This is a genomic window from Streptomyces sp. NPDC019396 (assembly GCF_040632375.1).
Lineage (GTDB): Bacteria > Actinomycetota > Actinomycetes > Streptomycetales > Streptomycetaceae > Streptomyces.
The window spans coordinates 121,127-147,603 of the sequence record NZ_JBEYBS010000011.1 but is presented as its reverse complement, the minus strand read 5'-3'; the positions used below and the strand labels follow the sequence as shown (position 1 = coordinate 147,603).

Genomic DNA, 26,477 nt, shown 5'->3' with positions numbered 1-26,477 from the left:
CCGCCGGCGCGTTGGCAAGGAGTGGTCATGATCGATGACGTGGAAGAAATGGGACCCGTCGACTATCTGGTCGTGGAATTCCCCGGCAACCGTATGACGGGCGAGGGCCTTCCCCTGCTCATCGATCTGGCCGATCGCCAGATCATCCGTATTCTCGATCTGTTGTTCGTCAGCAAGGGTGCCGACGGATCCCTCACCGTCCTGGAGCTGTCCGACATCGACGGCGATGTGGATCTGACGGTGTTCGAGGGCGTCTCGTCGGGTCTGCTCGGCGAGGACGATCTGGGCGAGGCGGGAGCGGCCATCGAGCCGGGCAACTCCGCCGCCATCCTCGTGTACGAGAACACCTGGGCGGCACCACTCGCCCGGGCGATGCGGCGCAGTGGCGCCCAGCTGGTGGCGGGAGGACGTATTCCGGTACAGGCCCTGCTCGCCTCGCTCGACGCGATCGAAGGCGACATGTCCGGGCAGGAATCCTCAGCGGCCTGATCACCGCACCTTCGCATCAACCGGGAGAAGAACATGCCAGGTCTCATCCGCGGTGTCGCCCGTACCGCCGTGATCGCGGGTACCGCCACGGCCGTGTCCAACCGTGTCTCGCGTCGCCAGCAGGGCCGCTGGGCACAGCAGGGTGAACAGCAGCAGCAACAACAGCAGGAGCCGCAAGCCGGACCTCCGCCGACCGCGCTCACGCCCGACGACGAGATGAGCAGCAAGATCGACAAGCTCAAGGAGCTCGGCGAGCTGAAGGCCCAGGGCCTGCTCACCGAGGAGGAGTTCGCGGCCGAGAAGCAGAAGGTCCTCGCCTGACATCTGAACTCGAGCAGTTCGCACCACTCCAACAGCTCAGGGGGCCGGGAAGGGACGACCCCCATGACACAGCCGCGGGCCAGGGCTGCCGCCTCCGCCGGCGGCACCCAGCCGGAGGAGGCGGACCGGCTTCGGGAGCTGCTGCGCACCCCGAGCTACCGCAAGACGCTGGTGTTCTCCGCGCTGCTCGGCATCCCGGTGTCGCTCGTCGCGTTCTGGTTCCTCGTGGCGCTTCACGAGCTGGAACACCTCGTGTGGGACACCCTGCCGGAGTCACTCGGCTGGGCCATGCCGCCCTGGTGGTGGCCACTGGTGCTGCTTCCGATCGCCGGTCTCGTCGTGTCCTGGGTCGTCCTCCGGCTGCCGGGCTCGGGCGGACATATCCCCGCGTACGGTCTCCAGCCGGGCGGCTCGACCTCCAAGGCGCTGCCGGGTGTGGTCATCGCGGCGGTGGCGAGCCTGCCGCTGGGCGCGACCCTCGGTCCCGAGGCGCCGCTGATCGCCCTGGGTGGCGGTCTCGCCCTGCTGTTCAGGGAACTCACCCGCGCACCCGCCACACCGCAGAGCACCGCCCTGCTCGGGGCGGCCGGCGCCGCCGCCGCCATCGCGGCGATCTTCGGCAACCCGGTCATCGGGGCCGTGCTGCTGATGGAGGTCATCGGGGTCGGTGGCCCGCAGCTCTTCGCGATCATGCTTCCCGCGCTGCTCTCCAGCGGGGTGGGCGCCCTGGTGTTCACGGGTTTCGGGCGCTGGACCGGTCTCGACACGGCGAGTCTGCGGCTGAAGGTGTCCGGCCCGTTCCCGCACCTGGACGCCGGGGACGTGCTCTGGGCGCTGCTCGTCGCAGCCGTGATCGGCGCGCTGGTGCACTACGTGTTCACGGCGGGACGGTATCTCGCCGCCCTGGTCGCCGCGCGTACCGTCCGTACGACCGTGCTGTGCGCACTGGGCGCCGGAGTCTGCGCCGCCCTCTACACGCTGCTCACCGACCGCTCGCCCGCCGACGTCGCCTCGTCGGGCCAGGCGGCGATGGTCCAGCTGTCGGCGCAGCCACAGTCCTACGGGATCGCGGCGCTGGTGGCCGTCCTGGTGTTCAAGGGCGCCGCCTACGCCCTCTGCCTCGGCAGTCTGCGGGGCGGACCCGTGTTCCCGGCGCTGTTCCTCGGAGCGGCGGCGGGTGTGCTCGCGGCACCCTTGCCCGGCCTCGGCTTCATCCCAGGCATGGCCGCCGGCATGGCCGCGGCCTCGGCTGCGGCTCTCAGGCTGCCCGTCAGCAGCGTGGTGCTCGTGGTGATGCTCCTCGGCAGTGTCTCGATGATCCCTGTGGTGATCCTGGCCGCCGTGGTCGCCTTCGTCGTCACCGAACTCCTGCCCGCCGGACCGGGAGTGGCCCCCGGTGGCGCGCCACCGGAGCCGGAACCGGCACGAGCGCGGGGAGCGGTGTGAGCACACCCCCGCGCACCCACATGAGCCAGGACGCGTTCCGGTCCCTGTACGAGCGGCTGCGCGAGCAGACCGGGCAGGGCCCCGCCGACCGGCGGGGCGCGCTGAACCACCTCACCCCGGACCGGGTCGTGACCGCGGCGGCCGAGATCCGCTCGGGGCGCTCGGTCTCACTGGCCGCACCGGTCGAGACCAGGACCGGGCCGGACAGCCCGGAACCAGCCGTCCACCGCATGACGGGCCCCGAACCGGGCGACCTCGGGGCCCCGGGCCTGGACTTCGCCCGCGACCGCTTCGCCATGAACGTGCACGGCGACTGCGACAGCCATCTCGACGCGCTCTGCCATGTCATCTACGACGGTGCGCTCTACAACGGCGTGCCCGCGTCCACCGTGACCCCGGACGGCGCCACCGCGCTCACCGTCGACCTCGTCGCGGACGGGATCGTGGGGCGCGGGGTGCTGCTGGACATCCCCCGGCTCAGAGGGGTGCCCTGGCTGGAGCCGGGCGAACAGGTGACGGCGGACGAGCTCGTCGCCGCCGAGGCGGCACAGGGCGTACGGACCGGGCCGGGGGACCTGCTGCTCGTCCGGGTCGGCCACCGGCGCAGGCGCCGCGAGACCGGGGCCTGGGACGCGGCGTCGGCCCGGGCCGGTCTCCATCCGCGGGCCATGGAGTTCGTGGCCGAGCGGCGGGTCGCGGTGCTGGGCAGCGACGGCAACAACGACACCGCCCCGAGCACGGTGGAAGGAGTCGACTTCCCCGTCCATGTGCTGGCCATCCACGCCATGGGAGTGCACCTGATGGACTACCTGCAATTCGAGGAGCTCGCCCCGCTCTGCGCACGGGAAGGCCGCTGGAGCTTCCTGTGCGTGGTCGCCCCGCTGCGGTTGCCGGCGGCCACCGGTTCCCCGGTGAACCCGATCGCGATTCTGTGAGGACGGTGGCAGTCATGAACGATTTCCCACACGCTGACCACTACGACGTCGTCATCATCGGCACCGGCGCAGGCGGAGGCACCCTCGCCCATCGCCTCGCACCCTCCGGAAAGCGGGTGCTGCTGCTGGAGCGCGGTGACTACCTCCCGCGGGAGCGCGACAACTGGGACTCCACGGCCGTCTTCGTCAAGGGCAAGTACCGCGCGCCCGAGTTCTGGTACGACAAACACGGCCGCTCCTTCCCGCCCGAGGTCAACTACTACGTCGGGGGCAACACCAAGTTCTACGGCGCCGCGCTGTTCCGGCTGCGCCCCGAGGACTTCGGCGAACTGCGCCACCACGGCGGCATCTCCCCGGCCTGGCCGATCCGTTACGAGGACCTGGAGCCGTACTACACCCAGGCCGAGCACCTCTACCTGGTCCACGGCAGACACGGAGAGGACCCGACCGAGGGGCCGGTGAGCGGGCAGTACGCCCATCCGCCCGTGGAACACGAGCCGCGTATCCAGCAGTTGAGCGACGACCTGGAGAGCCGCGGACTGCACCCCTTCCATCTGCCCATCGGGGTCAATCTGCGGCAGGACGAGCACGGTGGTGCCACCCACTCCAGTGTGTGCATCCGCTGCAACAGGGTCGACGGCTTCCCCTGCCTGGTGCGCGGCAAGTCCGACGCCCAGGTGATCTGCGTGGAGCCCGCCCTGGAACACCCCGGCGTCGAACTGGTCACCAACGCCCATGTGATGCGCCTGGAGACCGACCCGACCGGGCGCAGCGTGTCCACGGTGGTCGCCACCCTCGGCGACGGCTCGACCGCCCGGTTGTCCGCCGACGTGGTCGTGGTCTCCTGCGGCGCCGTCAACTCCGCCGTACTGCTGCTCGCCTCCGCCAACGACCAGCACCCGGGCGGCCTCGCCAACAGCTCGGGCACCGTGGGCCGCCACTACATGCGGCACAACAACCTGGCGCTCATGGCGGTGTCCAAGGAACCCAACGACACCCAGTTCCAGAAGACCCTGGCGCTGCACGACTGGTACCTGGGGGCGGACGACTGGGACTACCCCCTCGGCGGCATGCAGATGCTCGGCAAGTCGGACGCCGAACAGATCCACGGCGAGGCACCGCGCTGGGCCGGGGCGGTGTCACCGAACATGCCCTTCGAGGTGCTGGCCCATCACGCCGTCGACTTCTGGCTGTGCGGCGAGGACCTCCCCGACCCGGACAACCGTGTCACCCTGGACCGGGACGGCGGCGTCCACCTCGCGCTGGACGAGGAGAACAACATCGAGGGACTGAACCGGCTGAGGCACAAACTCCAGAGCATGCTGGGCCATCTCGGTATGCACGAGCACCATCTGCTGCCGCACAGCATCTATCTGCACAAGGGCATGCCCATCGGCGCGACCGCCCATCAGGCGGGCACGGTGCGGTTCGGCGACGACCCGGGCGGCTCCGCCCTGGACATCAACTGCAAGGCGCACGACCTGGACAACCTCTACGTCGTGGACACGAGCTTCTTCCCGAGCATCGGCGCCGTCAATCCGTCCCTGACGGCGATCGCCAACGCCCTCCGGGTCGGTGACCACATCACGGAGCGCCTGCGCGGTTGAGCCGCCCGGGGGAAGATCGGCCATCCAACGGCGCAACGGGCAGTGTGCCCGGCCCCCGGGCGGGTGCCGCGGTGGTTCCGTGGCGTGACGCGTGCCCGCGCCGCGCAGCGGACCGCGGAACCGGAGTGACGTACCAGGGAGGCAGCGTGGATTCCCATGCCAGTGCGGCACCGCAGGCGGTCTCGCCTCTGCTGAAGGGGCAGAAGGCGCTGGTCACCGGGGCCAACTCGGGCATCGGCAAGGCCACCGCACTCGCGCTCGGGCGCGCGGGCGCAGATGTGGTGGTGAACTACGTGGCGGGCCGTGAAGCGGCCGATGAGGTGGTCGCGCAGATCACCGCGCAGGGCTCGCGCGCCGCCGCCTACGAGGCGGATGTCTCCCAGGAGGACCAGGTCGTCGCCATGATGGCCCGGATGGTCGACGAGTTCGGCACCATCGACATCCTGGTCGCCAACGCGGGCCTCCAGCGTGACGCCGCGTTCACCGAAATGACGCTCGCGCAGTGGCAGAAGGTCATCGACGTCAACCTCACCGGCCAGTTCCTGTGCGCCAGGGAGGCCACCAAGGAGTTCCTGCGGCGCGGGGTGGTGGCCGAGGTGTCACGTTCCGCCGGGAAGATCATCTGCATGAGTTCCGTGCACCAGCTCATCCCCTGGGCGGGCCACGTCAACTACGCCTCGTCCAAGGGCGGCGTGCAGATGATGATGGAGACCCTGGCCCAGGAACTGGCGCCGAAGAAGATCAGGGTCAACGCCGTTGCTCCAGGCGCCATCAAGACCCCGATCAACACCGACGCCTGGGACACTCCAGCGGCCGAACAGGACCTGCTCAAGCTCATCCCGTACGGGCGGGTCGGCGAGCCCGACGACATCGCCCACGCGGCCGTCGCCCTCGCATCCGACCTCCTGGACTACGTGGTGGGCGCCACGCTGTACGTGGACGGGGGGATGACCCTCTTCCCCGGATTCGCCACGGGCGGATGACACGCGCCCCCTCGCCCAGGCCGTGTTCGTGAACGAGCGGCGTCCGCCCGCAGGGCGGGCTCGCGGCGTCTGACCACCGAAGGCACACATGCACCACGCGGTCCACCTGCTGGCGGACGCCCGGCTGCTGGCCGACGCACCCGCCCAGCTGCTCCCGGCCAGGGAGCTCATGGCATTCACGCTGGCATCCCACATCATTCTGGTGCCGATGGGGGTCGCCTTTCCGCTGATCACCCTGATCATGCACTACCGGGGGCTGCGCACCGGCGACGCCGTCGCACTGCTGCTCGCCCGGCGCTGGTCGGCCGTCATGGCCATCCAGTTCGCCGTCGGCGTGGTCACCGGGACCGTGCTGTCCTTCGAGTTCGGGCTGCTCTGGCCGGGTCTGATGGGCCGCTGGGGCGACGTCTTCGGCATCGGATTCGGTGTGGAGGCCTGGGCGTTCTTCCTGGAAGCCGTGCTCATCGCCATCTACCTCTACGGCTGGCGCCGGCTTCCGGCCCGCACGCACTTCCTCCTCGGTGTGCCGCTGCCCGTGACCGCCCTGCTCGGGGCGTTCGGCATCATCGCCGCCAACTCATGGATGAACACACCGCAGGGCTTCACACTCGACGCCGAGGGCAACCCGGTCGACGTCAGCGTCTGGAAAGCCCTCTTCACTCCCATGTTCGGGCCCCAGTACTGGCACTTCGTGGTGGCGATGCTCGTCACCGCGGGCTATGTCGTCGCGGGCGTGTACGCCGTCGGCTGGCTCCGTGGACGCAGGGACCGCTACCACCGTCTCGGCTTCACCGTCCCCTTCACGGTCGCCGCGGTGTTCACGCCCGTGCAGTTCGTACTCGGCGACGCCATCGCCCGCGCGGTGTTCCAGAAACAGCCGGTGAAGTTCGCCGCTATGGAGATCGTCTGGGAGACGGACACCCATGTGCCGGAGTACATGTTCGGCCGGCTGCATCCCGACGGCACCGTCTCCGGGGGCATCAAGATCCCCCAGCTCGACTCCATCCTCGCCGGGTTCAGCCCCGCCACCAAGGTCACCGGTCTTTCCTCGGTCCCCGCGTCCGACCGGCCCAACGCCACCCAGGCCACCATCGTCCACTGGGCTTTCGACCTCATGGTCGTCATCGGCTCGCTGCTCCTACTGCTGGCTCTCTGGTACGCCTGGATCTGGTTCCGCAAGCGCCGGCTTCCCACCTCGCGATGGTTCTTCCGCAGCGCGGCGTGCGCCGGGGTCTCCTCCGTGGTCGCGGTCGAATGCGGCTGGATCACCACCGAGGTGGGACGGCAGCCCTGGATCGTCTACCAGAACATGAGGGTCGCCGAAGCGGTGACCGCGACCAGATCCACCAGTCTCTGGATCATGTTCGGGCTGGTGATCGTCGTATACGTGTTCATCTTCGGCTCGTTCCTGGCCCTGCTGCTCGTGATGCGCACCCGCTGGCGCCAGGCGGACGCCGCGGCGGCGGGTCCGACGCTTCCGGGCGGGGAAGGACCTGAAGCCCTCACCCCCTACGGTCCCCGGCCGGTACCGTCCGGCCGCGACACCCCGGCAGGACACGGCGCCGGGCCCGGGGACGAACGAGGCGGCACCCCATGACGATCGCCGACATCATCGCCGTCGTCCTGCTGCTCGCGGTCGCCGCCTACGCCTGCGCGGGGGGCACCGACTACGGCGCCGGATTCTGGGACCTGGCCGCCGGAGGCGCGGAGCGCGGCAAGCGGCCACGCTGGCTCATCGACCACGCCATGGCGCCCGTCTGGGAGGTCAACAACGTCTGGCTGATCTTCGTCATGGTCATCATGTGGACCGGATTCCCGGTGCTGTTCCAGACCGTGTTCTCGGCGATGTGGCTGCCCCTGGCACTGGCCACCGTCGGCCTGGTGCTGCGCGGCGCCGGGTTCGCCCTGCGCAAGCCCATGCGGCGGCTGTCCCGGCGTCGTCTGTACGGGGCCGTCTTCGCGATCTCCTCGCTGCTCACCCCCTTCTTCCTCGGCGCGGCCGTAGGGGGGATCGCCTCGGGGCGAGTGGCACCGGGCACCGAGGCATCGGCGGACGCCTGGTCCAACCCCACCTCGGTGTTCTTCGGGCTGCTCACCATCGCGGCCACCGCCTTCCTGGGCGCGGTGTTCCTGCTCTCGGACGCCGAGCGCTTCGAGGCCCCTGATCTCATGGGCTACTTCAGGCTCAGGGCGCTCGGCAGCCTGGTCGTCGTGGTGGTGCTCGGCGTGGCAGCGTTCGCCGTCACCCACAACGACGCACCGCACGTCTGGCACGGTCTCACCCATGGTGCGGGTCTGGTCTTCGTGGTGCTGGCCGCGGTGTGCGCGGTGGCCACCGCCGCACAACTGGGGCGGTCGTCCGCCCGCTGGACCCGTCCGGCAGCCGTCGGTGTGGTCGCGGCCGGCGTCATCGCCTGGGGACTCGCCCAGCGCCCGTATCTGATCCCGACCTCGCTGACCGTACGGGACGCGGCCGGTGACCCCAACACCCTGGTGTGGCTGGCCTTCGTGACCCTCGTCGCCCTGCTGCTCGTCGTCCCTGCCGTCATCCTGCTGTACTGGCTGGACACCCATGGCGAGCTGGAGTCGCTCAACGACGCGGACCTGCGGCAGAGCGCTGCCGGGGATTCCGCCGACGGCGGCTGAGGGACCCGGGTGCTGAGCGCCGACGAGTTCCTCCTCGGTATCGCGCTGACCGTGGTGCTCGCCGTGGGCTGTCAGATCCTGGCGAGCCGGCTGCACATCCCGGCGCTCATCCTGCTGCTGCCCGCGGGATTCACGGCGGGCGCACTCACCGATGTCGTCCAGCCGGACAAGCTGGCCCCGCAGAACTTCCCGTCCATCGTCTCGCTGTCCGTCGCGGTGATCCTCTACGACGCGGGACTCGGCCTCGAACTGCGGCATCTGAAGGGTCGCACCCGTTCGGTGGTGGCCCGGCTGCTGCTGCTCGGGGTGCTGATCACCTGGGCGGCGGTGCTGGCGGTGGGCCCGGCGCTGTTCAGCGTCCCGGTGGCCGTCGCGCTGATGCTGGGCGTCATCCTCGTGGTCTCGGGACCGACCGTGGTGGGGCCCCTGCTCGAATACGTCCGGCCGTCGGAGCAGGTGCGGCGCATCCTCGTCTGGGAAGGCACGCTCGTCGACCCGGTCGGCGGCATCCTCGGGGCGCTGGTGTTCCACTCGATCCTGGTCGGCGGCTTCCAGGTCGGAAAGGGCTTCCACATCGGCGAGTTCCTCCTCAGCGCCGTGGTCGGAGTGGCCGGCGGGCTGGTCGGAGCCGCGCTGCTCTGGCTCGCCCTGGGCACCCTGCGGCTCGGGGAGACCCTCGGCACACTGGTCCAACTGGCCGTCGTGGTGGCGGTGTCGGCGGGCTGCGACGTGCTGCGTGACGACACGGGCCTGATCGCCGCCATCGTGGCCGGTCTCGCGGTCGCCAACCTCCGCGGACTCGACATGCCCGCCCGGCGCCCCTTCTTCGAGACCCTGGTCCAGCTGATCATCGGGCTGCTGTTCGTCTCCATCTCGGCATCCGTCGCGCCCTCCGCCGTACGCCCCGTGCTGCTGCCCGCCGTCGGCCTGATCGCGCTTCTGGTGCTGGTGGTCCGTCCCCTCGTCGCGTACCTGTCCACTGCACGGACCGGGCTGGACGGCGGGGAGCGGGCGTTCATCGGCTGGATGGCGCCACGCGGAATCGTGGCAGCCTCCACGGCCTCGGCCTTCGGGGGCAGCCTGGACGAGGCGGGCCTGCCCGGCTCGCAGGTGATCCTTCCCGTCACCTTCCTCGTGATCGTCGGCACGGTCCTGGTGTACGCGCTGACCGCGGTGCCCGTGGCCGGCCGGCTCGGGGTCTCCCGGTCCGCCCGGACCCGGCCGCTGCTGGTGGGAGGCGAACCCTGGGCGGTCGCCCTGGGCCGGTGCCTGCGCTCGGCCGGGCTCGACGTACTGATGTGGGCGGGACCCGAGGACCAGCGGGAGCGGATCCGCGGCGCCGGACTCGCCTTGGCCCCGGGGGAGCTGCTGGCCACCGCCACGGCTCCCGGAGCCCAGCTGGAGGGCGTCAGCGCGGTGTTCCTGCTCACCGACGACGACGACTTCAACGCCCTGGCCGCCGTCCTGGTGCAGGACAGCGTGGAGGAGCCGGTACACCGCATCGGCCCACCGGCCGACAGCACGGGCGCCGTCGCCCCGTACACCGACCGCGACATCCTCTTCGGCCCCCATCTGCTGCGCCGGACCATCGCCGAACGCTACGGGCACGGCGCGCGCTTCGTCCTGGGCGGCCCCGGCGGCGAGGTCCCGGCACAGCACGACCTGCTGTTCGTGCTCCGTGCGGACGGCCGCCTGACCCCGGCCACCGGGACGCACGCGGTGCGACCGGGGCCGGGGGACAGGGCTGTGCTGCTCAGTCCCTCACCCGGTCCCTAAGCGCTGTCCCGTAATCCCCGGCGGGCGCACGACGACAGCTACGGCGCCTCGCTGCGTTGTCGAATCGCCCGAATGCGCCCAGTATGAGGACGACCCTCCGCCTTGCGATGCACCGCATCTGACGCCGTGCGCTGATCCACCGGGGATTACGGGACAGCCCTTAGAGGAACGCCCCCGCCCCCTCACCGGAGTCGCGTTCGCCGTCGGTCTCGCTGCGGTTCAGCTCCCTGTCCAGGGTGAGCGCCGTGTCGATGAACGCCAGGTGCGTGAACGCCTGCGGGAAGTTGCCGAGTTGCCGGCCGGTCAGGTCGATCTCCTCGGAGTAGAGGCCCAGATGGTTGGCGTACGTCAGCATCTTCTCCAGCACCAGCCGCGACTGGTTCAGCCGTCCGGCCCGCGCCAGGGCGTCCACGTAGGTGAACGTGCAGAGCGAGAAGGTGCCTTCGGAGCCGCGCAGGCCGTCGGGTGACGCCTCGGGGTTGTAGCGGTAGACCAGGCTGTCGTTGACGAGCTCGCGGTCCATTGCGTCGAGCGTGGAGGTCCACATCGGATCGGCTGGGGTGATGAACCCCACCGTGGACATCCGCAGCAGCGACGAGTCGAGCACATCGCTGCCGTAGTGCTGCACGAACGCCCGGCGCTCGGGGTCCCAGCCGCGGGCCATGACCTGCTCGTAGACCTTGTCGCGCTCCGTGCTCCAGCGTGCCAGCGAGGCCGGGCGACCGCTCGCGACGGCCAGTCGCAGGGCCCGGTCGAAGGCGACCCAGGACATCACCCGGCCGTAGGTGAAGTCCTTGCGTCCGCCCCGGGTCTCCCACAGCCCCTCCTCGGGCTGGTCCCAGTGGTCGCTGAGCCAGTCGAGGAGGGTACGCAGGGAGGACCAGCCGCGGTGGTCGAGCTGGATGCCCCGCTCATGGGCGAAGAAGATGCTGTCGAGCGCCTCGCCGTAGATGTCGAGCTGGAGCTGGGTGGCGGCGCCGTTGCCGACGCGCACGGGGCTGGAGCCCGCGTAGCCCTCCCAGTGGTCGAGCGTCTCCTCGACGAGGTCGGACGATCCGTCGACCCGGTACATGATGTTCAGCGGGCACAAGTCGCCCGCCCGGTCAGCCTGTTCGTGGACGCGGTCACGCAGCCAGCCGGTGAACGCCGCCGCCTCCTCGGTGAATCCGAGGCCCAGCAGGGCGTACACGGAGAACGAGGCGTCGCGGATCCAGGTGAAGCGGTAGTCCCAGTTGCGCTCGCCGCCCAGTTGCTCGGGCAGTCCCGCGGTCGGCGCCGCCACCAGTGCGCCGCTGGGCGCGTAGGTCATCAGTTTCAGGGTCACCGCCGAGCGTTCCACCGCCTCACGCCAGCGGCCCGAGTAACGGGACTGGTGGAGCCAGGAGCGCCAGAACTGGACGGTCTCCTCGAACAGCTCGACGAACTCGCTGTGGGTGATGTGCCGTGGCGGTCCGTCGGCGAAGGTCTCGATGACGACACCCCGCTCCTGGCCCGCCTGGAGAGTCAGCTTGAAGTGCAGGTCCTGGTCGTCGCCGAAGAACACGGGCACGAGGCGCACGTCCTCGGGCTCACGGACCGCGTGGACCGTCAGCTCCATCCCCTCAGCCTCGAACACGGCGCCCTTCTCGGTGAAGTGGAGCTTGTGCGGCTTGCGGCCGTAGTCGAACCGGGGCGCGATGTCCACGTCGAAGGTGAGGCTGCCGCGCACACAGCGCAGCAGGCGTACGAGGCGGTGCCGGTCGGTGGCGGAAGTGCCGGTCACCGGCATGAAGTCGATGACCTCGCCCGCGCCGCTCTCGGTCATGAAGCGGGTGACGAGGATGGCGGTGTCCGGCAGGTAGAGCTGCTTGGTGGAGTACGTCTTGTCGGTGGGGGTGACCTTGAAGTGTCCGCCCTTCTCGCTGTCCAGCAGTGCGCCGAAGATGCTGGGCGAGTCGAACCGCGGAGTGCAGTACCAGTCGATGGTTCCGTTGGTGGTGACCAGCGCAGCTGTCTGGAGGTCACCGATCAGACCGTGGTCCTCGATCAGGGGGTAGTCGCCCATCCTGAGCCCCTTTCGCCCCGGCCGGGAGGCGGACGCCGTCCCACACCACCCCATCAGCTTAGACAATCGGGGCACTTCAGGCTTTTCGGGCGATTAGTGCTTCCTGGGCTGCGGCACTACCGTGGAGGAACGCCAAGGAGCGCGAGGAGCATGTGCACCAGGTGATCCCGGGGGTGCGACGCCCATGATGTCCTGGGCCACGGCCTTCCAGCTGAGGCAGTACGTCAAAGCAAGCCTGTGGATCGTGCCACTCCTCGGGTTCGTGTTCGGCGCCCTGCTCGCCGACGCCGCGGTCTGGCTCGACAGCAACGTCGACGCGCCCCCCGGCTGGGAGTATTCGGCGAGCACCGCGAGCAGTGTGCTCAGCTCCATCGTCGGTGCGATGATCGCCCTGCTCGGTTTCGTCGTCACCATCGGCGTCCTCGTGGTCCAGCAGGCGACGAGCACCCTGTCCCCGCGCTATATGCGTCTGTGGTACCGCGATCGGCTGCAGAAGGCCGTGCTGGCCACCTTCACCGGGACCTTCGCCTTCGCCTTCTCCCTGCTGCGCAACGTCGAGGCGGACTTCGTGCCCGACATCGGCGTGACACTGGCGGGTGCCGCGGTCGCCGTGAGCCTGATGCTGCTGCTGATCTACCTCAACCGCTTCATCCACAACCTCAGGCCGGTGGCCATCGCCTCACTGGTGGTGCGGTCCGGCCAGTCCGTGCTCAGGCGGGGGACCGCCCTGGCGGAGAGCGGGACGCTGCGGCCCGCGGTGCCGGGCGGGGAACCGTTCCCGCCGCCGCTGCCCGGACCCGTGACGCTGGTCCGTACCGAACGGGGCGGCACGATCCAGGGTCTCCAGGTGGCACGGCTGAGAGCCGCGGCGGAGCGGTACGACTGCGTACTCGTGCTGCCGCACAGGATCGGTGACTTCGTGCCGCCGGGCGCCACGCTGATCGAGATCCACGGGACGGCACCCCCCGATCCGCCAACCCTGAGCGGGTACATCGCCCTCGGTGTCGAACGGACGATCGAACAGGATCCGGCCTTCGCGCTGCGGATCCTCGTCGACATCGCCATCAGGGCGCTGTCACCGGCCGTGAACGACCCCACGACCGCCGTTCAGGTACTGAACCACATCGAAGCCTTCCTGCACACCGTCGGCAGGATGGAACCGGCCCGTGGCTACACCCTCCATGACGGCCGGGGCCGGCCCCGGCTCGTGGTGCCGGGGCGTTCCTGGGAGGACTTCCTCCAGCTCGCGGTGACCGAGATCCGCGAGTACGGCTCCACGTCCGTCCAGGTCTGCCGGCGGCTGCGGGCCGTGCTGGACGCCCTGCTCGCCGCCCTCCCCGATGAGCGTGCCGTGACGGTGCGCACAGAGCTGGGGCTCCTGGACGACTCGGTGCGGCACGCCTTCACCGACCCGGCGCGGCGTGCCATGGCGCTCACACCGGACCGCCAGGGCATCGGCGGCGGCTCTCCCGTGAGCCCTGACGCACCGGGCCGCACCGGGCCCGGTGGAGCCCCGGATGGCACAATCGGGCACGGCGGGCACCGCCCGCCTCAGCAGACCGGACCGTAACGACCACTCACAGGGACGCCGTGAGCACGTACCGTGACTTCGCCCACAGAGGCGCCGCCCGGGCCACCGCCCTGCGGACCACCGGCCCACGGGAGCGGCGCTCACACCTCACCGCGCCGCGCGTCCCGACGGTGGGGATCGACATCGGCGGCACGAAGGTGATGGCCGGTGTCGTCGACGCCGACGGCGTCATCCTGGAGAAGGTCCGCACCGAGACCCCCGACAAGTCCAAGAGTCCCAAGGTCGTCGAGGACGTCATCGTCGAACTCGTACTCGACCTTTCCGACCGGCACGATGTGCACGCCGTCGGCATCGGGGCGGCCGGGTGGGTGGACGCCGACCGCTCCACGGTGCTCTTCGCGCCCCATCTCGCCTGGCGCAACGAACCCCTGCGCGACTCGCTGGAGAAGCGCCTCGTCGTGCCGGTCATGGTTGACAACGACGCCAACACCGCCGCCTGGGCCGAATGGCGCTTCGGCGCCGGCCGTGGTGAGGACCACCTGGTCATGATCACCCTCGGCACCGGTATCGGCGGGGCGATCCTGGAGGGCGGGCAGGTCAAACGCGGCAAGTACGGGGTCGCCGGGGAATTCGGCCATATGCAGGTCGTGCCCGGCGGGCACCGCTGCCCCTGCGGCAACCGCGGCTGCTGGGAGCAGTACAGCTCAGGCAACGCACTGGTCCGCGAGGCCCGCGAACTGGCCGCGGCAGACTCCCCGGTCGCCCACAACATCATCGAGCGGGTCAAGGGCGGCATCCCCGACATCACCGGCCCCCTGATCACCGAACTGGCGCGTGAGGGCGACGCGATGTGCGTCGAGCTGCTCGAGGACATCGGTCAGTGGCTCGGGGTCGGCATCGCCAACCTCGCGGCGGCACTCGACCCCTCCTGCTTCGTCATCGGCGGCGGAGTCAGCGCGGCCGACGATCTGCTGATCGGCCCGGCGCGGGACGCCTTCCGGCGGCATCTCACCGGCCGCGGCTACCGGCCCGAGGCGCGGATCGCCAAAGCCCAGCTCGGCCCCGAAGCCGGTATGGTCGGCGCCGCCGACCTGGCCCGGCTGGTCGCCCGCCGCTTCAGGCGCGCCAACCGGCGCCGTGTCGAGCGCCATGAGAGGTACGAGCGCTACGCCCAGGCGCTGCGCAACGCCGGCGCGAACAACATCGGCACCAGCACTGGCAACGGCGGCACCGGCAACGGCGGTGCCGTCGAGGGCCGGCCGGACAGCGCCGGCAGCCTCGATCATGCCGGGCCCGGCAGCAGCACCTCCCGCACCACGCCCCAGGAACCCACTTCATGACCCTGCCCCGACAGACCCCCCGGAAGTCAGCGCACCACCCGGATGACGCGGAGGGCAGACGGCACATGATCCTCCGCCGCTGTCTGACGCTGCTGGTGATCGTGTTGCTCATCGGCGTCCCGGCCGGATACCTGCTGATCTCCGCCGAGCAGAGCCGGAACAGCGGCCTGGACAAGGAGCGCGAGTCATCGGCGACCGGGCTGCGGGAGAACTGGCCGTCCAAGATGAAGCGCCGTGTTTTCGAGGTGCCCATCCCCGCGAAGGCCACCGAAGTCGCCTACTACGAGACCTCCAACTGGAAGTCCAGCAGGTTCTACGTCACCTTCCGGACCACCGCCGCGGGCCTCGACCTGTTCCTCAATCGGGTCGGTACCACCCGCTCCGAGCTGAAGACCGGTGAGGTCACCATCGGCGAGCGCGACGCCTCCACGGTCGGCTGGACCTTCGGCCCCGACACCCTGTGGTCGGGCACCACACACCCGCAGACGGATCCCCGGCCCACCCAGGACATCACCGTCAATCTGACCGACCCGTCCTCGCCCGAGGTCTTCGTCGTCTCGACCACGACTCCCTGATCCTGAACCAGCGCCCGGCCGGCTGCGAATCGGCCTTGGCTTGCGGGTGGTTCGAGCTCTACGGTCACGGCATGCGAAGACGCCGCGATCAACCCGAGGAGCCACCGGTAGCACCGTACGACTCGAATGCGATCGGGATCACCGTTCGAGAAATGACGGCCCTTGTGGAAATCTTCGAATACACCCATGCGCAGATTGCCGAGCTCAGCGGCGCCGACAATGACATGGTCGCAAGGGCCAGCGGATCCATTCTGATATCGACCTTGTACGCACGAGCTGGATTCGCTGCCGTAAGAGGTCGCCGCCACATTCCTTTACTCGTCAGCGAGCTCGGTTTGCTCGAGGCGGCCGTAATCAACCTGGAATCATACGAGGGGAATGAGGCGGCGCTGTGCACGGGCTACGGATTGCTCGACGACTTGGTGAGCCGAAAATCCAGCACCGGTCTTCTCTGCTGCGTACACGGAATTCTGGCCTTCACCGATGAGGCCGATGAGGCAGAAGACCCGGCGCAGGGCATAGTCGTGTAACGCCCGCGACCCGTGTGTGAGAGGGTCGGGCGGGTGAGCGAGACAGTACCGAACACCTTGCAGTACCGGATCGACGGTCCCGACGACGCCCCCGTACTCGTCCTCGGACCCTCGCTGGGTACCACATGGCACATGTGGGACCGTCAGATACCGGGACTGTCCCAGCGATGGCGGATCCTGCGTTTCGATCTCCCCGGTCATGGCGGCTCTCCCGCACATCCCGCGGACTCGGTGACCGAGCTCGCGGACCGCCTCGTCGCCACCCTCGACGGGCTCGGTGTGCAGCGCTTCGGGTACGCGGGGTGCTCCATCGGCGGGGCCATCGGGATCGATCTCGCGCTGCGGCTGCCGCAGCGGGTGGCCACGCTTGCGGTGATCGCGACCTCGCCCAGGTTCGGGACCGCCGACGAGTTCCGCAGGCGCGGGGTGATCGTCCGCACCAACGGGCTGGAGCCGATGGCCCGCAGCGCGCCGGACGGCTGGTTCACCTCCGCGTTCGCCGCCGCGCAGCCCGCGATCGTCGAGTGGGCCGTGCAGATGGTGCGCACCACCGACCCGGGATGCTACGTCGCGGCCTGCGAGGCGCTCGCGGCTTTCGACGTACGCCAGGACCTGGGGCGCATCGGGGTCCCCGCGCTCGTGCTGGTCGGCTCCGACGACCAGCTCACCGGACCCGCCGAGGCCCGGACGCTCGTGGCCGGCATCCCGGACGCGCGGCTCGCCCTGGTCCCCGGTGCCTCCCATCTCGCCCCTGTGGAGCAGCCGGCCGCCGTCACCGACCTGCTGACCCGCCACTTCTCCCTCGCCTGGCAGGACACCCTGACCGCGATCCCCGCGCCGTCCGCGTCGCCGGGGCTCTCCGCGCCGGTCACCCCGGCCGGGGAAATCGCCGCCGCCCCGCTTGAGCGGCCGGGCACCGGACGTACCGCCCGCCCCGACCTGTACGAGGCGGGGCTGAAGGTGCGCAGGGAGGTGCTGGGCGACGCCCACGTGGACCGCGTGCTGGCGACGGCCGACGACTTCACCGCCGACTTCCAGGAGCTGATCACCCGCTACGCCTGGGGCGAGGTGTGGACCCGCGGCGGCCTTGACCGCCGTACCCGCAGCGCGGTCACGCTCACGGCCCTGGTCGCGGGCGGCCATCTCGAGGACCTGGCCGTGCACATCCGCGCGGCGCTCCGCAACGGGCTCACCCCCGTGGAGATCCGTGAGGTGCTCGTCCAAGCGGCGGTCTACTGCGGCGTGCCCGCGGCGAACGCGGCATTCCGCGTGGCCCAAGGGGTGATCCGCGAGGAGACCACCCCGCACGCATAGGATGCGCCGCACCGCCGCGAAAGAGAGGTCACCCAGGTGAAGCTCACGAAGAAGTCGCACGCCTGCATCCGGCTGGAGAAGGACGGGCGGACCCTCGTCATCGACCCCGGGGCCTTCAGCGAGGCGGACGCGGCCGTGGGCGCCGAAGCGGTGCTCATCACCCATGAGCATCCCGACCACTTCGACGAGACCCGGCTGCGCGTCGCCCTGGACGCCAACCCCGCCGCGGAGATCTGGACCCTGCGCAGTGTCGCCGACCAGCTGTCCACCGCTTTCCCCGGGCGGGTGCACACCGTGGGCAACGGCGACGCGTTCTCCGCCGCCGGCTTCGACGTCCAGGTGTACGGCGAACTGCACGCGGTCATCCACCCCGACCTTCCGCGCGTCACCAATGTCGGGTTCCTGGTGGACGGTTCGGTCTTCCACCCGGGGGACGCCCTGACCGTGCCCGAACGGTCCGTGGACACCCTGATGCTCCCCGTGATGGCACCCTGGAGCAAGGTCTCCGAGGTCATCGACTATGTGCGTGAGATCGGTCCGCGCCGGGCGATCGACGTCCACGACGCGCTGCTGACCGAGCTGGCGCGACCGATCTACGACACCCACATCGGCAATCTGGGCGGGGCGGAGCACAGCAGGCTCGCCTCGGGGGACTCGGCGGAGATCTAGGCCGGAGGCCTTGTCCGGGCGCTCTTCTGTGCGCCCCCGTATGTCACACCCCGCGGTTACGCTTGCGGCATGCGCATCGCCACGTTCAACGTCAATTCGATCACGGCCCGGTTGCCACGGCTGCTCGCCTGGCTGGAGAGCAGCGGCACCGACGTGCTGTGCATCCAGGAGACCAAGTGCACCTCCGAGCAGTTCCCCGCCGACGCGCTGAAGGAACTCGGCTACGAGTCCGCGGTGAACGCCGACGGCCGGTGGAACGGAGTGGCGCTGCTCTCCCGGGTCGGGCTCGACGACGTCGTCATGGGGCTGCCGGGCGGCCCCGCCTACGGCGGGGCGCAGGAGCCGCGCGCGGTGAGTGCCACCTGCGGGCCGGTGCGGGTGTGGTCGGTGTACGTGCCCAACGGCCGGGAGGTCTCCCATGAGCACTACGTGTACAAGCTGGCCTGGCTGGAGGCCCTGAAGCAGGCCGTCACCGAGGACGTCGCGGGCAGCCGCCCGTTCGCGGTGCTGGGCGACTACAACATCGCGCCGACCGACGACGATGTGTGGGACCGCTCCTTCTTCGAGGGTATGACCCATGTGACCGAGCCGGAGCGGGCCGCGCTCGCGGGACTGCGGGAGATCGGTCTGTCCGATGTGGTGCCGCGCCCGCTCAAGTACGACCATCCGTACACATACTGGGACTACCGCCAGCTGTGCTTCCCCAAGAACAGGGGGATGCGCATCGACTTGGTGTACGGCAACGAGCCGTTCGCCAAGGCCGTCAAGGACAGCTATGTCGACCGCGAGGAGCGCAAGGGCAAGGGGGCGTCGGACCACGCCCCGGTGGTGGTCGATCTCGCCCTCGACGCCGCCTCCGGTCTCTGAGGCTCAGCGCCCCGGCCCCGGGGCGCGCCCCGCGCGCCCTGTGGTGCGCCGTCCACGGGAATGCGAGGCTGATCCGTATGAACATCCCTTTCTTGGACAACTGGCGTAAAAAGCATGGTGCCGAGCGGGGCGGACAGACGCTGGCCTCCGCCGTCGGGGGTGACCCCGACGGCGTGGCCGAGCTGCTCGCCGAGTGCGAGCTGCTGCGTGCCCGGGCGGGACAGCAGGGGCTCGAACTGGACGACACGCCCCGCTCGTTGGAGGCGCTCGACCAGCTTCCGCCGCGCTGGCGCGACGATCCCGAGGAACTGCCCTGGGTGGGCAATGACGCTGGTCTGTATCTGGGTACGGTGATCGTCCGCACCGTGCGGGGGGCCGCCTGGCATGTCTGGCCCGGTGGCCAGCCGGTGGTCCGGCTGGCGTCCGGACGTGAGATCAACGTGGTGGAGGCGGGTCTTGACTGGGCGGCTCAGGGCTCGCCCGAGCTGTCCCAGGTGTACGCGGAAGCGGCAGAAGCCTGACATTCCTACCGCTTATGCCGTATTTATCCGTGTTGGGTGCGTGTTGGGTGTGAAGCCCCCTGTCGCGCCGGATAGTTTGCGCTGACCGCGCCCGGACCGGTGGCCAGCCGGAGATCACTTCTCACGCAGGGGGACCGACACATATGACGGGTCGTGCGCCGGTGAGGAGAAGGTCAGCTTCGCCCCGGACGGGTTGTGCTCGATGTAGAGGGGGTCAACGGTGTCGACGACCAAGGCGAGACGGTGGCCCGCCGGCACATCGTAGGCCGTGGAGTACAGCTCCATATCCACGCCGAACGGGCGACCGGGAGTCTGGCCGTGAAAGGTGTAGGGGGCGTTGCTGATCAACTTGCCGAGGCCGAGCGGGCCCACGTCGTAGAGGTATGCGATGAGGGTGCCGCTCTCCTTGGTGCTGGTGACTGTGGTGTGCAGCTTCGCCGTGCCTCTGACGTGCTGCTCGGAGGCATACCGCTCGGACTGCCAGACCGCGGCGAACCAGCGCGGCAGCAGCGGGATCGATGCCATCGGCGGGACCTTCAGGAACTGGTCCAGTGCGCTGGAGAGCACGGTGACCCCGCCGTTGGCGCCCGAGTCGATGTTGGCATGGATCTTCTCGGTGCCCTCGAGCTCGAACTTCCGGGTGTCCGCGCCCACCGACTTCCAGTCCGGATACGACTCGTAGCCGCCGTCCGAGCGGGATTTGATCCGCACCGGCGCCTCGCGGTCGACGCCGTTGTCGTCGGCCTTGAGGTAGTGGTCCATCCATCGGCGGGCGCTGGTCCAGGTGTCGTTGGGCAGCCCAAGCAGGCCGGTGAGCTCGGCGGTGGCGTGGTCGCCGGGGCGGAACTCCAGCCGCTTCGGCACGGTCAGCCGCTCATAGAACTCGGCGTACTGGTTGGGCGGGAAAATGGTGTCGCCCCAGGCGTTGCCCAGCATGATCGCCGCGCCGTTCCGGTTGATCTGGTCCACATAGGTGGCGGGGGAGCGCTTCTTCCCCCAGGCGATCATCTCGTCTTCCTTCGCCAGGTCGATGCCACCGAGGAAGTCCTTCATGAACTGCTGGAGTTCGGGACTGGGGCGACCGGTCACATAGCCGGTGCCGCCGAGCAGTGCGGCGGCCTGGAGGTGCTCGGTGCGCCCGCCGTAGATGGAGGCGGGGATGTCGGCCCAGCCGCTGAGGGCGGCGACTGCCTTGACCCGCTTGTCGTGTGCCGCGGCCAGCAGGCTGATGCCGGCTCCGTACGACATCCCCGCCATCCCGACTCTGGAGGGATCGGCGGGGGTGTTCGCGAGCGCCCAGTCGATCACCTTGGAGGCGTCCGCGACATCCGGCGTGCCCGCCACCTCGATGTTCCCCTCGGACTGCCAGAAACCGCGCACGTTGTAACTGACCACCACGTAGCCGGAGTCCGCGAGCTTGGCGGCCTGGGCGAGGTACTGGACCTGCGGCGTGGCCCAGCTGGTGGGCAGCACGATCACGGGATAGGTGCGGGATCCGTCGGCGTTCGCCGGGGTCACGACATTGGCCTTGAGGACGGTACCGCCGTCGCCGTGGATGTCGACGAACCGTACGCCTGGGTGGGCGCCGATGGTGGCGGCGGCTGCCGGTGCGGCGGGGCTCAGTGCGAACACCGTACCGGCGAGGAGAGCGGCCGAGGCGGCGCCGGTCGTGGCCGTCCGCAGGGCCTTGTGGGGGTGTCCCATCGGTCACTCCTGACTCGTGCAAGTACGAAAGTGACCCGACGGTAACCGGTGCTCCTTACCCGAGGTAACTGGTCGGTAAGTTACGTGCGGGTAACGATTGCTTGACGATGTGTCGGGTACGCAAGGACCGACCGTCGCGCGGACCCGGGGGCTGAGGGTTCGTCAGGCGGCCTTTCCTGCTGTTCCGTACGGGGGAAGTCCGCCCGTGCGCCGGTTCTGCACCCTGGTGATCGCGGGATCCGCGGTCCACCGTGGTGGCGTACACCCGCAATGCCCCACTCGGCTGCCCCGCGATCGGAGATGTCGTCACCGTGACCGAAAATCACCGCTTTGTGCCGCCGTACACGCTCATCGGCCAAGGACCGCACCATGTCATCGCCGTGCACGGCTGGTTCGCCGACCGGGACGCCTACGCGCCCCTGTTCCACGACCTCGACCTGACCTCCTTCAGCTATGCCTTCGTGGACCTGCGCGGCTATGGCGAGGCGATCCGCGCCACCGGCGCCTACACCACCGGCGAAGGCGCCGCCGATGTGCTCGCGCTCGCCGAGGAGCTCGGCTGGGACCGCTTCTCGGTCGTCGGCCACTCCATGGGAGGGGCCGTGGCCCAGCGCGTCGTGGCGCGTGCCCCGCAGCGAGTGCGAAGGCTGGTCGGGATCTCCCCGGTGCCCGCGGGAGGCCTCCCGATGCCGCCCGACCAGTGGCGGCTGTTCGCCGACGCCGCCGATGTCCCGGCGAACCGCCGCGCCATCATCGACATCACCACCGGATCGGTACGGCCCGGCGCGTGGCTGGACCGGATGACCCAGCGGTCGCTGCGCAGGAGCGACCCCAAGGCGTTCCGCGCCTGGCTCGACTCCTGGTCGGTCGAGGACTTCCACAGCGAGATCGAGGGCTCGGCCATCCCGGCCCTCGCCATCGTCGGCGGCCTCGACCCGGCGCTCGGCGCCGCGCTGATGCGTGAGACCTGGCTGCGCTGGTACGCCCGGGGCGAGCTGGCCGAACTGCCCGCGGCCGGGCACTACGCCATGGACGAGACCCCGCTGCAGCTCATCCGTACCGTGGAGGACTTCCTTCGGGCGGACGCATGAGCGGACCCCAGGGCCAGGGCACGAGGACACCCGCACCCCGCCCGGACTCCGCCGTGCCGGCCGTCCCCGATGTGTTCGACCCGAGGCTCTATGGGCGGGGGCTGCCGCACGACGCCTTCCGCACCCTGCGTGCCCACCATCCCGTGGCCTGGCAGGAGGAGTACGAGGTACTGGGCTGGCCGGCCGGACCCGGCTTCTGGGCCCTCACCCGGCACGCCGACGTCGTACGCGTGCTCAAGGACGCGGGCACCTTCTCGTCCTGGCTCGGCGCCACACAGATCCGGGACCCCGATCCGGCCGATCTTCCGTTCATCCGCCGGATGATGCTCAACCAGGACCCAGCGCCGGGCGCCACGGAAGAGTCCGGCCCCGGCCACGGCAGGCTGAGGCGGCTGGTGAGCCGGGCCTTCACCCCGGCCCGTGTCGACCGCTTCACCGCGGCGGCCCGGGCCAGGGCCCGCGAACTGCTCGGCGCCGCCCGGGAACGAGGACCGGTGGTCGATCTGGTCTCCGCCGTCACCGACGACTACGCCCTCCTCAACCTCGCCGACCTGCTCGGCGTACCGGAGAGCGACCGCGGCCTGCTTCTCGGCTGGACCGAACGCGTCATCGCCTACCAGGACCCGGACGAGCCGCCCCTGCTGGACGACCGCGGCCGTCCGGTCAACCCCCGCTCGCCCGCCATGCTCCGGGAGATGTTCGACTACGCGCAGGAACTCGCGGAGTACAAGCGGCGCGTGCCCGCCGATGATGTGATGACCTCGCTCGCCGCGTCGGCACTGACGGACGCGGAACTGGAGATGTTCTTCTTCCTGCTCACCGTGGCCGGCAACGACACGGTACGCAGCGCGGCGCCGGGCGGCCTGCTGGCGCTCGCCGAGCACCCGGACGAACAACGGCGGCTGCGGGAGGGGGACATCCCGCTCGGGACGGCGGTCGACGAGCTGCTGCGCTGGCATCCACCGGTCCTGTCGTTCCGCCGCACCGCCGCCCGGGACACGGTCGTCCACGGCAGCCGGATACGCGCGGGCGACAAGGTCGTGGTGTTCCACGCCGCGGCCAACTACGACGAGCGGGCCTTCCGCGACCCGTACCGGTTGGACCTCTCACGGCGGCCGAACCCCCATGTCTCGTTCGGCGACGGCCCGCACATCTGCCTAGGCGCCCACTTCGCCAGGCTTCAGCTGCGCGTACTGCACGACGAGGTACGCGAGACGCTCCCGCCCATGACGCTCGCACAACCGCCGAGGCACCTCGTGTCCAACTTCATCAACGGGATCAAGTCACTGCGGGTGCGTCTGGGCTGACCGGCAGCGGGGACTGCGCCGCCCTGCTCACATCGGCGACGAGTTCCACGACATCGGGCCCGTAGGCCTCGGTGTTGAGCACCTTCAGCAGCAGCACGAAGGACCTGCCGCCGTACTTCCGGGACAACCGCTCGTGGTGGCGGGCGAGATAGCGGGCCGCCGCCTGGTTCGTGATCGCCCGCTGACCGCAGAAGAGGAACACCGGTCTGCCGCCCTCGCCCGCGGTCAGCCGGGCCAGCAGCACATACTCGGTGGCGCCCTTGTCCAGCCGGTAGTGCTCGGTGCCTATCTGGAACGCCAGGCGGTCGGGACCCGGCTCGGCGTCGGTGTTGACCCGCACACCGGGCAGCAGCGATGACAGGTGTGCCCCCATCCGGCGATTGCTGCCGGGACCGCCCACGCAGAACTCCGTGCGGTCGCCGAAGCCCTGCCGTGCGGTGTCGTGCTGGACGATCTGGGCATGCGCGCCGCAGTCCTTGATCAGCGCCGAGAGTTCGAGCAGCGTGAAGACGTCAAAGCGATGCACCGCACCCTCACTGGCGGGCTCGCGGTTGACGACGAGCAGGCACTCCGAGTCCTGCGGCAGACCGAAGAAGGCCTGCTTGCGGTGGAGCCGTCGGCGCCAGAGGTAGGTACGTGCCAGCCAGCCGAGTGAAGCACTTGTTCCGGCCGCCACGACACCGAGCACAAGCTCGCGCAGGTCTTCGTTCATGGGCGCGCATGGTAGCGGGCCCGGCGGAAAGGTGTTCGACGCGGTCCTGACGGGGAGAACGAAGGGACGCTACGCTGCGGCCGACTCTCGTCGGCTGGAGGTACACATGCGTCGTACTACCAGGACAACCCATCGCCTCGTCGCCATTCCCGCCCTGGTCATGGCGGTCCTCGCGACGGGGGCATCGGGCCCTTCGGTGCCCCCCGCGGTCAGGGCCGCCCACACCGAAGCCCCGGCCAAGGCCAAGGTGCCGGTCGCCGTGGGCTACGGGGGAGTGGTGGCAAGCGTCGACCCGGACGCCTCGGCGGCCGGCATCGAGGTGCTGCGCGGTGGTGGCAACGCCGTGGACGCCGCCGTGGCCACGGCGGCGGCACTGGGTGTCACCGAGCCCTACTCCGCGGGCATCGGCGGTGGCGGCTTCTTCGTCTACTACGACGCCGACACCCGGACCGTCCACACCATCGACGGGCGCGAGACCGCGCCCCGCTCCGCGGATACCTCGCTCTTCCTGGAGAACGGCAAGCCCATCCCGTTCGACGAGGGCGTCACCAGCGGCCTCGGCGTCGGGACCCCCGGTACCCCGGACACCTGGGACGCGGCGCTGGACGAATGGGGCAGCCGGTCCCTCCGGGCGCTGCTGAAGCCCGCCGAGAAGCTCGCCAGGGACGGCTTCACCGTGGACGCGACCTTCCGCGCCCAGACCCAGGCCAACGAGGCCCGCTTCCGGGACTTCCCGGCCACGGCCGGACTCTTCCTGCCGGGCGGACAGCTGCCGGTGGTCGGCTCGGTGTTCCGCAATCCGGATCTGGCGCGCACCTACGCCGAGCTCGGGCGCAAGGGCACCGGCGCGCTCTATCGCGGCCCCCTCGCCCGGGACATCGTGAACACCGTGCGGCACCCGCAGGTCCGCGAGGGCGCGACACGGGTGGTGAGACCCGGGGATCTCACCCTGAGGGACCTGGCGGCCTACGAGACCGAGTGGCGCCGGCCGACCAGGATGACCTACCGGGGTCTGGACGTGTACGGCATGGGACCCGCGTCCTCCGGTGGGACGACCGTCGGCGAGGCACTCAACATCCTGGAGAGCACCGATCTGTCCGAGCAGTCGGCGGCCGGCTATCTGCACCGGTTCATCGAGGCGAGCCGGATCGCCTTCGCCGACCGGGGGCGCTGGGTGGGCGACCCGGCGTTCGAGGACGTACCCGTGAAGGAGCTGCTGTCCCAGCGATACGCGAACTCACGGGAGTGCCTGATCCGCGACGACGCCGTACTCAAGAGCCCGCTGGCTCCTGGTGACCCCAGCAGGCCCGTCGCCTGCGCGGCGGCCGGCAAGGCCGTCCCAGCGACCTACGAAGGCGACAACACCACGCATCTCACGGTCGCCGACAAGTGGGGCAACGTCGTGGCCTACACCCTGACCATCGAGTCCACCGGCGGCAGCGCGATCACGGTGCCCGGGCGGGGCTTCCTGCTCAACAACGAACTCACCGACTTCTCCTTCGCACCGGCGAACCCGTCGGTCCACGACCCCAACCTGCCGGGACCCCGCAAGCGCCCCCGTTCCTCCATCTCTCCCACCGTCGTGCTCGACCAGCGGGACCGGCCCGTGCTGGCGCTCGGCTCCCCGGGCGGTGCCACGATCATCACCACGGTGCTCCAGACCCTGACGGGCGTGGTCGACCGCGGCCTCCCGCTGGTGGAGGCGATCGCCGCCCCGCGCGCGAGCCAGCGAAACCAGACCACGACCGAACTGGAACCGGCCCTCTGGAACAGCCCCCTGAGGGCTGAGCTCGAGGCGCGCGGCCATGCCTTCCGCCAGAACCCGGAGATCGGCGCCGCGACAGCGGTCCAGCGGCTGCCTGACGGCCGCTGGATCGCCGCCGCCGAGAAGGTACGGCGGGGCGGCGGCTCCGCCATGGCCGTACGGCCCAGCGGCACACCGTAGCGCGCACGCGCACCTCGTCACCGGGGTCACCCATGAGGGTGGCCCCGGTGGCGTGCGGGGCCGGGGGACTGCTTGCTGTTAAGTGCGGTCGAGCGGCCGGTCACGGGGGCACGGGAGAGAAAGC

The 26,477-nt window shown here is 70.1% G+C and carries 22 protein-coding genes and 1 pseudogene; 20 read left to right on the top strand and 3 right to left on the bottom strand.

The features are described 5' to 3' along the window. Positions 1-27 precede the first annotated feature (27 nt). The 9 genes from ABZ532_RS15355 to ABZ532_RS15315 all read left to right on the top strand — a co-directional run bounded on the left by ABZ532_RS15355 (position 28) and on the right by ABZ532_RS15315 (position 10,203). Entirely contained in the window at positions 28-489 is a 462-nt protein-coding gene (locus tag ABZ532_RS15355; RefSeq protein ID WP_361282789.1) for a DUF6325 family protein, read from the top strand. Positions 490-522: 33 nt separating this feature from the next. Next, entirely contained in the window at positions 523-810 is a 288-nt protein-coding gene (locus tag ABZ532_RS15350) for an SHOCT domain-containing protein (protein WP_361282787.1), read from the top strand. Positions 811-873: 63 nt separating this feature from the next. After that, the gene (locus tag ABZ532_RS15345; protein WP_361282785.1) at positions 874-2,256 is read left to right on the top strand and encodes a chloride channel protein; all 1,383 of its coding nucleotides are present in this window, start codon (positions 874-876) and stop codon (positions 2,254-2,256) included. 20 nt (positions 2,257-2,276) lie between these two features. Further along, entirely contained in the window at positions 2,277-3,191 is a 915-nt protein-coding gene (locus tag ABZ532_RS15340) for a cyclase family protein (protein ID WP_361282939.1), read from the top strand. Positions 3,192-3,205: 14 nt separating this feature from the next. Next, positions 3,206-4,798, top strand: coding sequence for a GMC family oxidoreductase (locus ABZ532_RS15335; RefSeq protein ID WP_361282783.1), 1,593 nt, complete (start codon positions 3,206-3,208; stop codon positions 4,796-4,798). Positions 4,799-4,986: 188 nt separating this feature from the next. Next, positions 4,987-5,781 (top strand): SDR family oxidoreductase, encoded by a 795-nt coding sequence (locus tag ABZ532_RS15330; RefSeq protein ID WP_361282937.1) that lies wholly within the window; start codon positions 4,987-4,989, stop codon positions 5,779-5,781. A gap of 88 nt (positions 5,782-5,869) precedes the next feature. After that, a complete protein-coding gene (locus tag ABZ532_RS15325) occupies positions 5,870-7,378 on the top strand; it encodes a cytochrome ubiquinol oxidase subunit I (RefSeq protein WP_361282781.1) in 1,509 nt (502 codons plus the stop codon). After that, a complete protein-coding gene (locus tag ABZ532_RS15320; protein WP_361282779.1) occupies positions 7,375-8,427 on the top strand; it encodes a cytochrome d ubiquinol oxidase subunit II in 1,053 nt (350 codons plus the stop codon). The genes ABZ532_RS15325 and ABZ532_RS15320 overlap by 4 nt, the downstream gene beginning before the upstream one ends. Positions 8,428-8,439: 12 nt before the next feature. Beyond that, positions 8,440-10,203 carry a cation:proton antiporter gene (locus ABZ532_RS15315; protein WP_361282935.1) on the top strand — a complete coding sequence of 588 codons (1,764 nt, stop codon included), beginning with the start codon at positions 8,440-8,442 and terminating at the stop codon, positions 10,201-10,203. 160 nt (positions 10,204-10,363) lie between these two features. Here the strand turns inward: ABZ532_RS15315 and ABZ532_RS15310 are convergent, their stop codons facing one another. Then, complete coding sequence (locus ABZ532_RS15310; RefSeq protein ID WP_361282777.1) at positions 10,364-12,247, bottom strand: glycoside hydrolase family 15 protein; 1,884 nt, start codon at positions 12,245-12,247, stop codon at positions 10,364-10,366. Between the two features lie 184 nt (positions 12,248-12,431). On the opposite strand from ABZ532_RS15310, the gene ABZ532_RS15305 reads away from it, so the two are divergent. The 8 genes and pseudogenes from ABZ532_RS15305 to ABZ532_RS15270 all read left to right on the top strand — a co-directional run bounded on the left by ABZ532_RS15305 (position 12,432) and on the right by ABZ532_RS15270 (position 19,594). Further along, positions 12,432-13,817, top strand: a complete 1,386-nt coding sequence (locus tag ABZ532_RS15305) for a DUF2254 domain-containing protein (protein ID WP_361282775.1) — start codon at positions 12,432-12,434, stop codon at positions 13,815-13,817. Positions 13,818-13,837: 20 nt separating this feature from the next. Then, positions 13,838-14,965: pseudogene (locus ABZ532_RS15300) on the top strand (ROK family glucokinase); the annotation flags it as partial. Between the two features lie 218 nt (positions 14,966-15,183). After that, a complete protein-coding gene (locus ABZ532_RS15295) occupies positions 15,184-15,693 on the top strand; it encodes a hypothetical protein (RefSeq protein ID WP_361282933.1) in 510 nt (169 codons plus the stop codon). 152 nt (positions 15,694-15,845) lie between these two features. Next, complete coding sequence (locus ABZ532_RS15290) at positions 15,846-16,223, top strand: hypothetical protein (protein WP_361282773.1); 378 nt, start codon at positions 15,846-15,848, stop codon at positions 16,221-16,223. A gap of 33 nt (positions 16,224-16,256) precedes the next feature. Continuing rightward, on the top strand, positions 16,257-17,537 hold the full coding sequence (gene pcaC / locus ABZ532_RS15285) for a 4-carboxymuconolactone decarboxylase (protein WP_361282771.1): 1,281 nt from the start codon (positions 16,257-16,259) through the stop codon (positions 17,535-17,537). Between the two features lie 36 nt (positions 17,538-17,573). Further along, a complete protein-coding gene (locus ABZ532_RS15280; protein ID WP_361282769.1) occupies positions 17,574-18,206 on the top strand; it encodes an MBL fold metallo-hydrolase in 633 nt (210 codons plus the stop codon). 69 nt (positions 18,207-18,275) lie between these two features. Next, positions 18,276-19,073, top strand: coding sequence for an exodeoxyribonuclease III (locus ABZ532_RS15275; protein WP_361282767.1), 798 nt, complete (start codon positions 18,276-18,278; stop codon positions 19,071-19,073). Between the two features lie 77 nt (positions 19,074-19,150). Continuing rightward, positions 19,151-19,594 carry a DUF6278 family protein gene (locus tag ABZ532_RS15270; protein ID WP_361282765.1) on the top strand — a complete coding sequence of 148 codons (444 nt, stop codon included), beginning with the start codon at positions 19,151-19,153 and terminating at the stop codon, positions 19,592-19,594. A gap of 114 nt (positions 19,595-19,708) precedes the next feature. Here the strand turns inward: ABZ532_RS15270 and ABZ532_RS15265 are convergent, their stop codons facing one another. Beyond that, positions 19,709-21,298, bottom strand: coding sequence for an alpha/beta fold hydrolase (locus ABZ532_RS15265; RefSeq protein WP_361282763.1), 1,590 nt, complete (start codon positions 21,296-21,298; stop codon positions 19,709-19,711). A 311-nt stretch (positions 21,299-21,609) separates the two neighbouring features. Here ABZ532_RS15265 and ABZ532_RS15260 point away from each other — a divergent pair, with 311 nt between their 5' ends. Further along, positions 21,610-22,389 carry an alpha/beta hydrolase gene (locus ABZ532_RS15260; RefSeq protein ID WP_361282761.1) on the top strand — a complete coding sequence of 260 codons (780 nt, stop codon included), beginning with the start codon at positions 21,610-21,612 and terminating at the stop codon, positions 22,387-22,389. Continuing rightward, complete coding sequence (locus ABZ532_RS15255) at positions 22,386-23,696, top strand: cytochrome P450 (RefSeq protein WP_361282759.1); 1,311 nt, start codon at positions 22,386-22,388, stop codon at positions 23,694-23,696. The genes ABZ532_RS15260 and ABZ532_RS15255 overlap by 4 nt, the downstream gene beginning before the upstream one ends. On the opposite strand, the gene ABZ532_RS15250 is transcribed toward ABZ532_RS15255, so the two are convergent. Further along, entirely contained in the window at positions 23,668-24,408 is a 741-nt protein-coding gene (locus ABZ532_RS15250) for a hypothetical protein (protein ID WP_361282757.1), read from the bottom strand. The two genes, ABZ532_RS15255 and ABZ532_RS15250, sit on opposite strands and share 29 nt — an antisense overlap. A gap of 106 nt (positions 24,409-24,514) precedes the next feature. Here ABZ532_RS15250 and ggt point away from each other — a divergent pair, with 106 nt between their 5' ends. Continuing rightward, positions 24,515-26,353 (top strand): gamma-glutamyltransferase, encoded by a 1,839-nt coding sequence (gene ggt / locus ABZ532_RS15245; protein WP_361282755.1) that lies wholly within the window; start codon positions 24,515-24,517, stop codon positions 26,351-26,353. Positions 26,354-26,477: the final 124 nt, after the last annotated feature.

Bases quoted from the DNA above. Each gene is read 5' to 3' on its own strand.
- ABZ532_RS15355 (WP_361282789.1), top strand. From the start codon at position 28: ATGATCGATGACGTGGAAGAAATGGGACCCGTCGACTATCTGGTCGTG.
- ABZ532_RS15350 (WP_361282787.1), top strand. From the start codon at position 523: ATGCCAGGTCTCATCCGCGGTGTCGCCCGTACCGCCGTGATCGCGGGT.
- ABZ532_RS15345 (WP_361282785.1), top strand. From the start codon at position 874: ATGACACAGCCGCGGGCCAGGGCTGCCGCCTCCGCCGGCGGCACCCAG.
- ABZ532_RS15340 (WP_361282939.1), top strand. From the start codon at position 2,277: ATGAGCCAGGACGCGTTCCGGTCCCTGTACGAGCGGCTGCGCGAGCAG.
- ABZ532_RS15335 (WP_361282783.1), top strand. From the start codon at position 3,206: ATGAACGATTTCCCACACGCTGACCACTACGACGTCGTCATCATCGGC.
- ABZ532_RS15325 (WP_361282781.1), top strand. From the start codon at position 5,870: ATGCACCACGCGGTCCACCTGCTGGCGGACGCCCGGCTGCTGGCCGAC.
- ABZ532_RS15320 (WP_361282779.1), top strand. From the start codon at position 7,375: ATGACGATCGCCGACATCATCGCCGTCGTCCTGCTGCTCGCGGTCGCC.
- ABZ532_RS15310 (WP_361282777.1), bottom strand. From the start codon at position 12,247: ATGGGCGACTACCCCCTGATCGAGGACCACGGTCTGATCGGTGACCTC.
- ABZ532_RS15305 (WP_361282775.1), top strand. From the start codon at position 12,432: ATGATGTCCTGGGCCACGGCCTTCCAGCTGAGGCAGTACGTCAAAGCA.
- ABZ532_RS15295 (WP_361282933.1), top strand. From the start codon at position 15,184: ATGATCCTCCGCCGCTGTCTGACGCTGCTGGTGATCGTGTTGCTCATC.
- ABZ532_RS15290 (WP_361282773.1), top strand. From the start codon at position 15,846: ATGACGGCCCTTGTGGAAATCTTCGAATACACCCATGCGCAGATTGCC.
- ABZ532_RS15275 (WP_361282767.1), top strand. From the start codon at position 18,276: ATGCGCATCGCCACGTTCAACGTCAATTCGATCACGGCCCGGTTGCCA.
- ABZ532_RS15270 (WP_361282765.1), top strand. From the start codon at position 19,151: ATGAACATCCCTTTCTTGGACAACTGGCGTAAAAAGCATGGTGCCGAG.
- ABZ532_RS15265 (WP_361282763.1), bottom strand. From the start codon at position 21,298: ATGGGACACCCCCACAAGGCCCTGCGGACGGCCACGACCGGCGCCGCC.
- ABZ532_RS15255 (WP_361282759.1), top strand. From the start codon at position 22,386: ATGAGCGGACCCCAGGGCCAGGGCACGAGGACACCCGCACCCCGCCCG.
- ABZ532_RS15250 (WP_361282757.1), bottom strand. From the start codon at position 24,408: ATGAACGAAGACCTGCGCGAGCTTGTGCTCGGTGTCGTGGCGGCCGGA.
- ggt (WP_361282755.1), top strand. From the start codon at position 24,515: ATGCGTCGTACTACCAGGACAACCCATCGCCTCGTCGCCATTCCCGCC.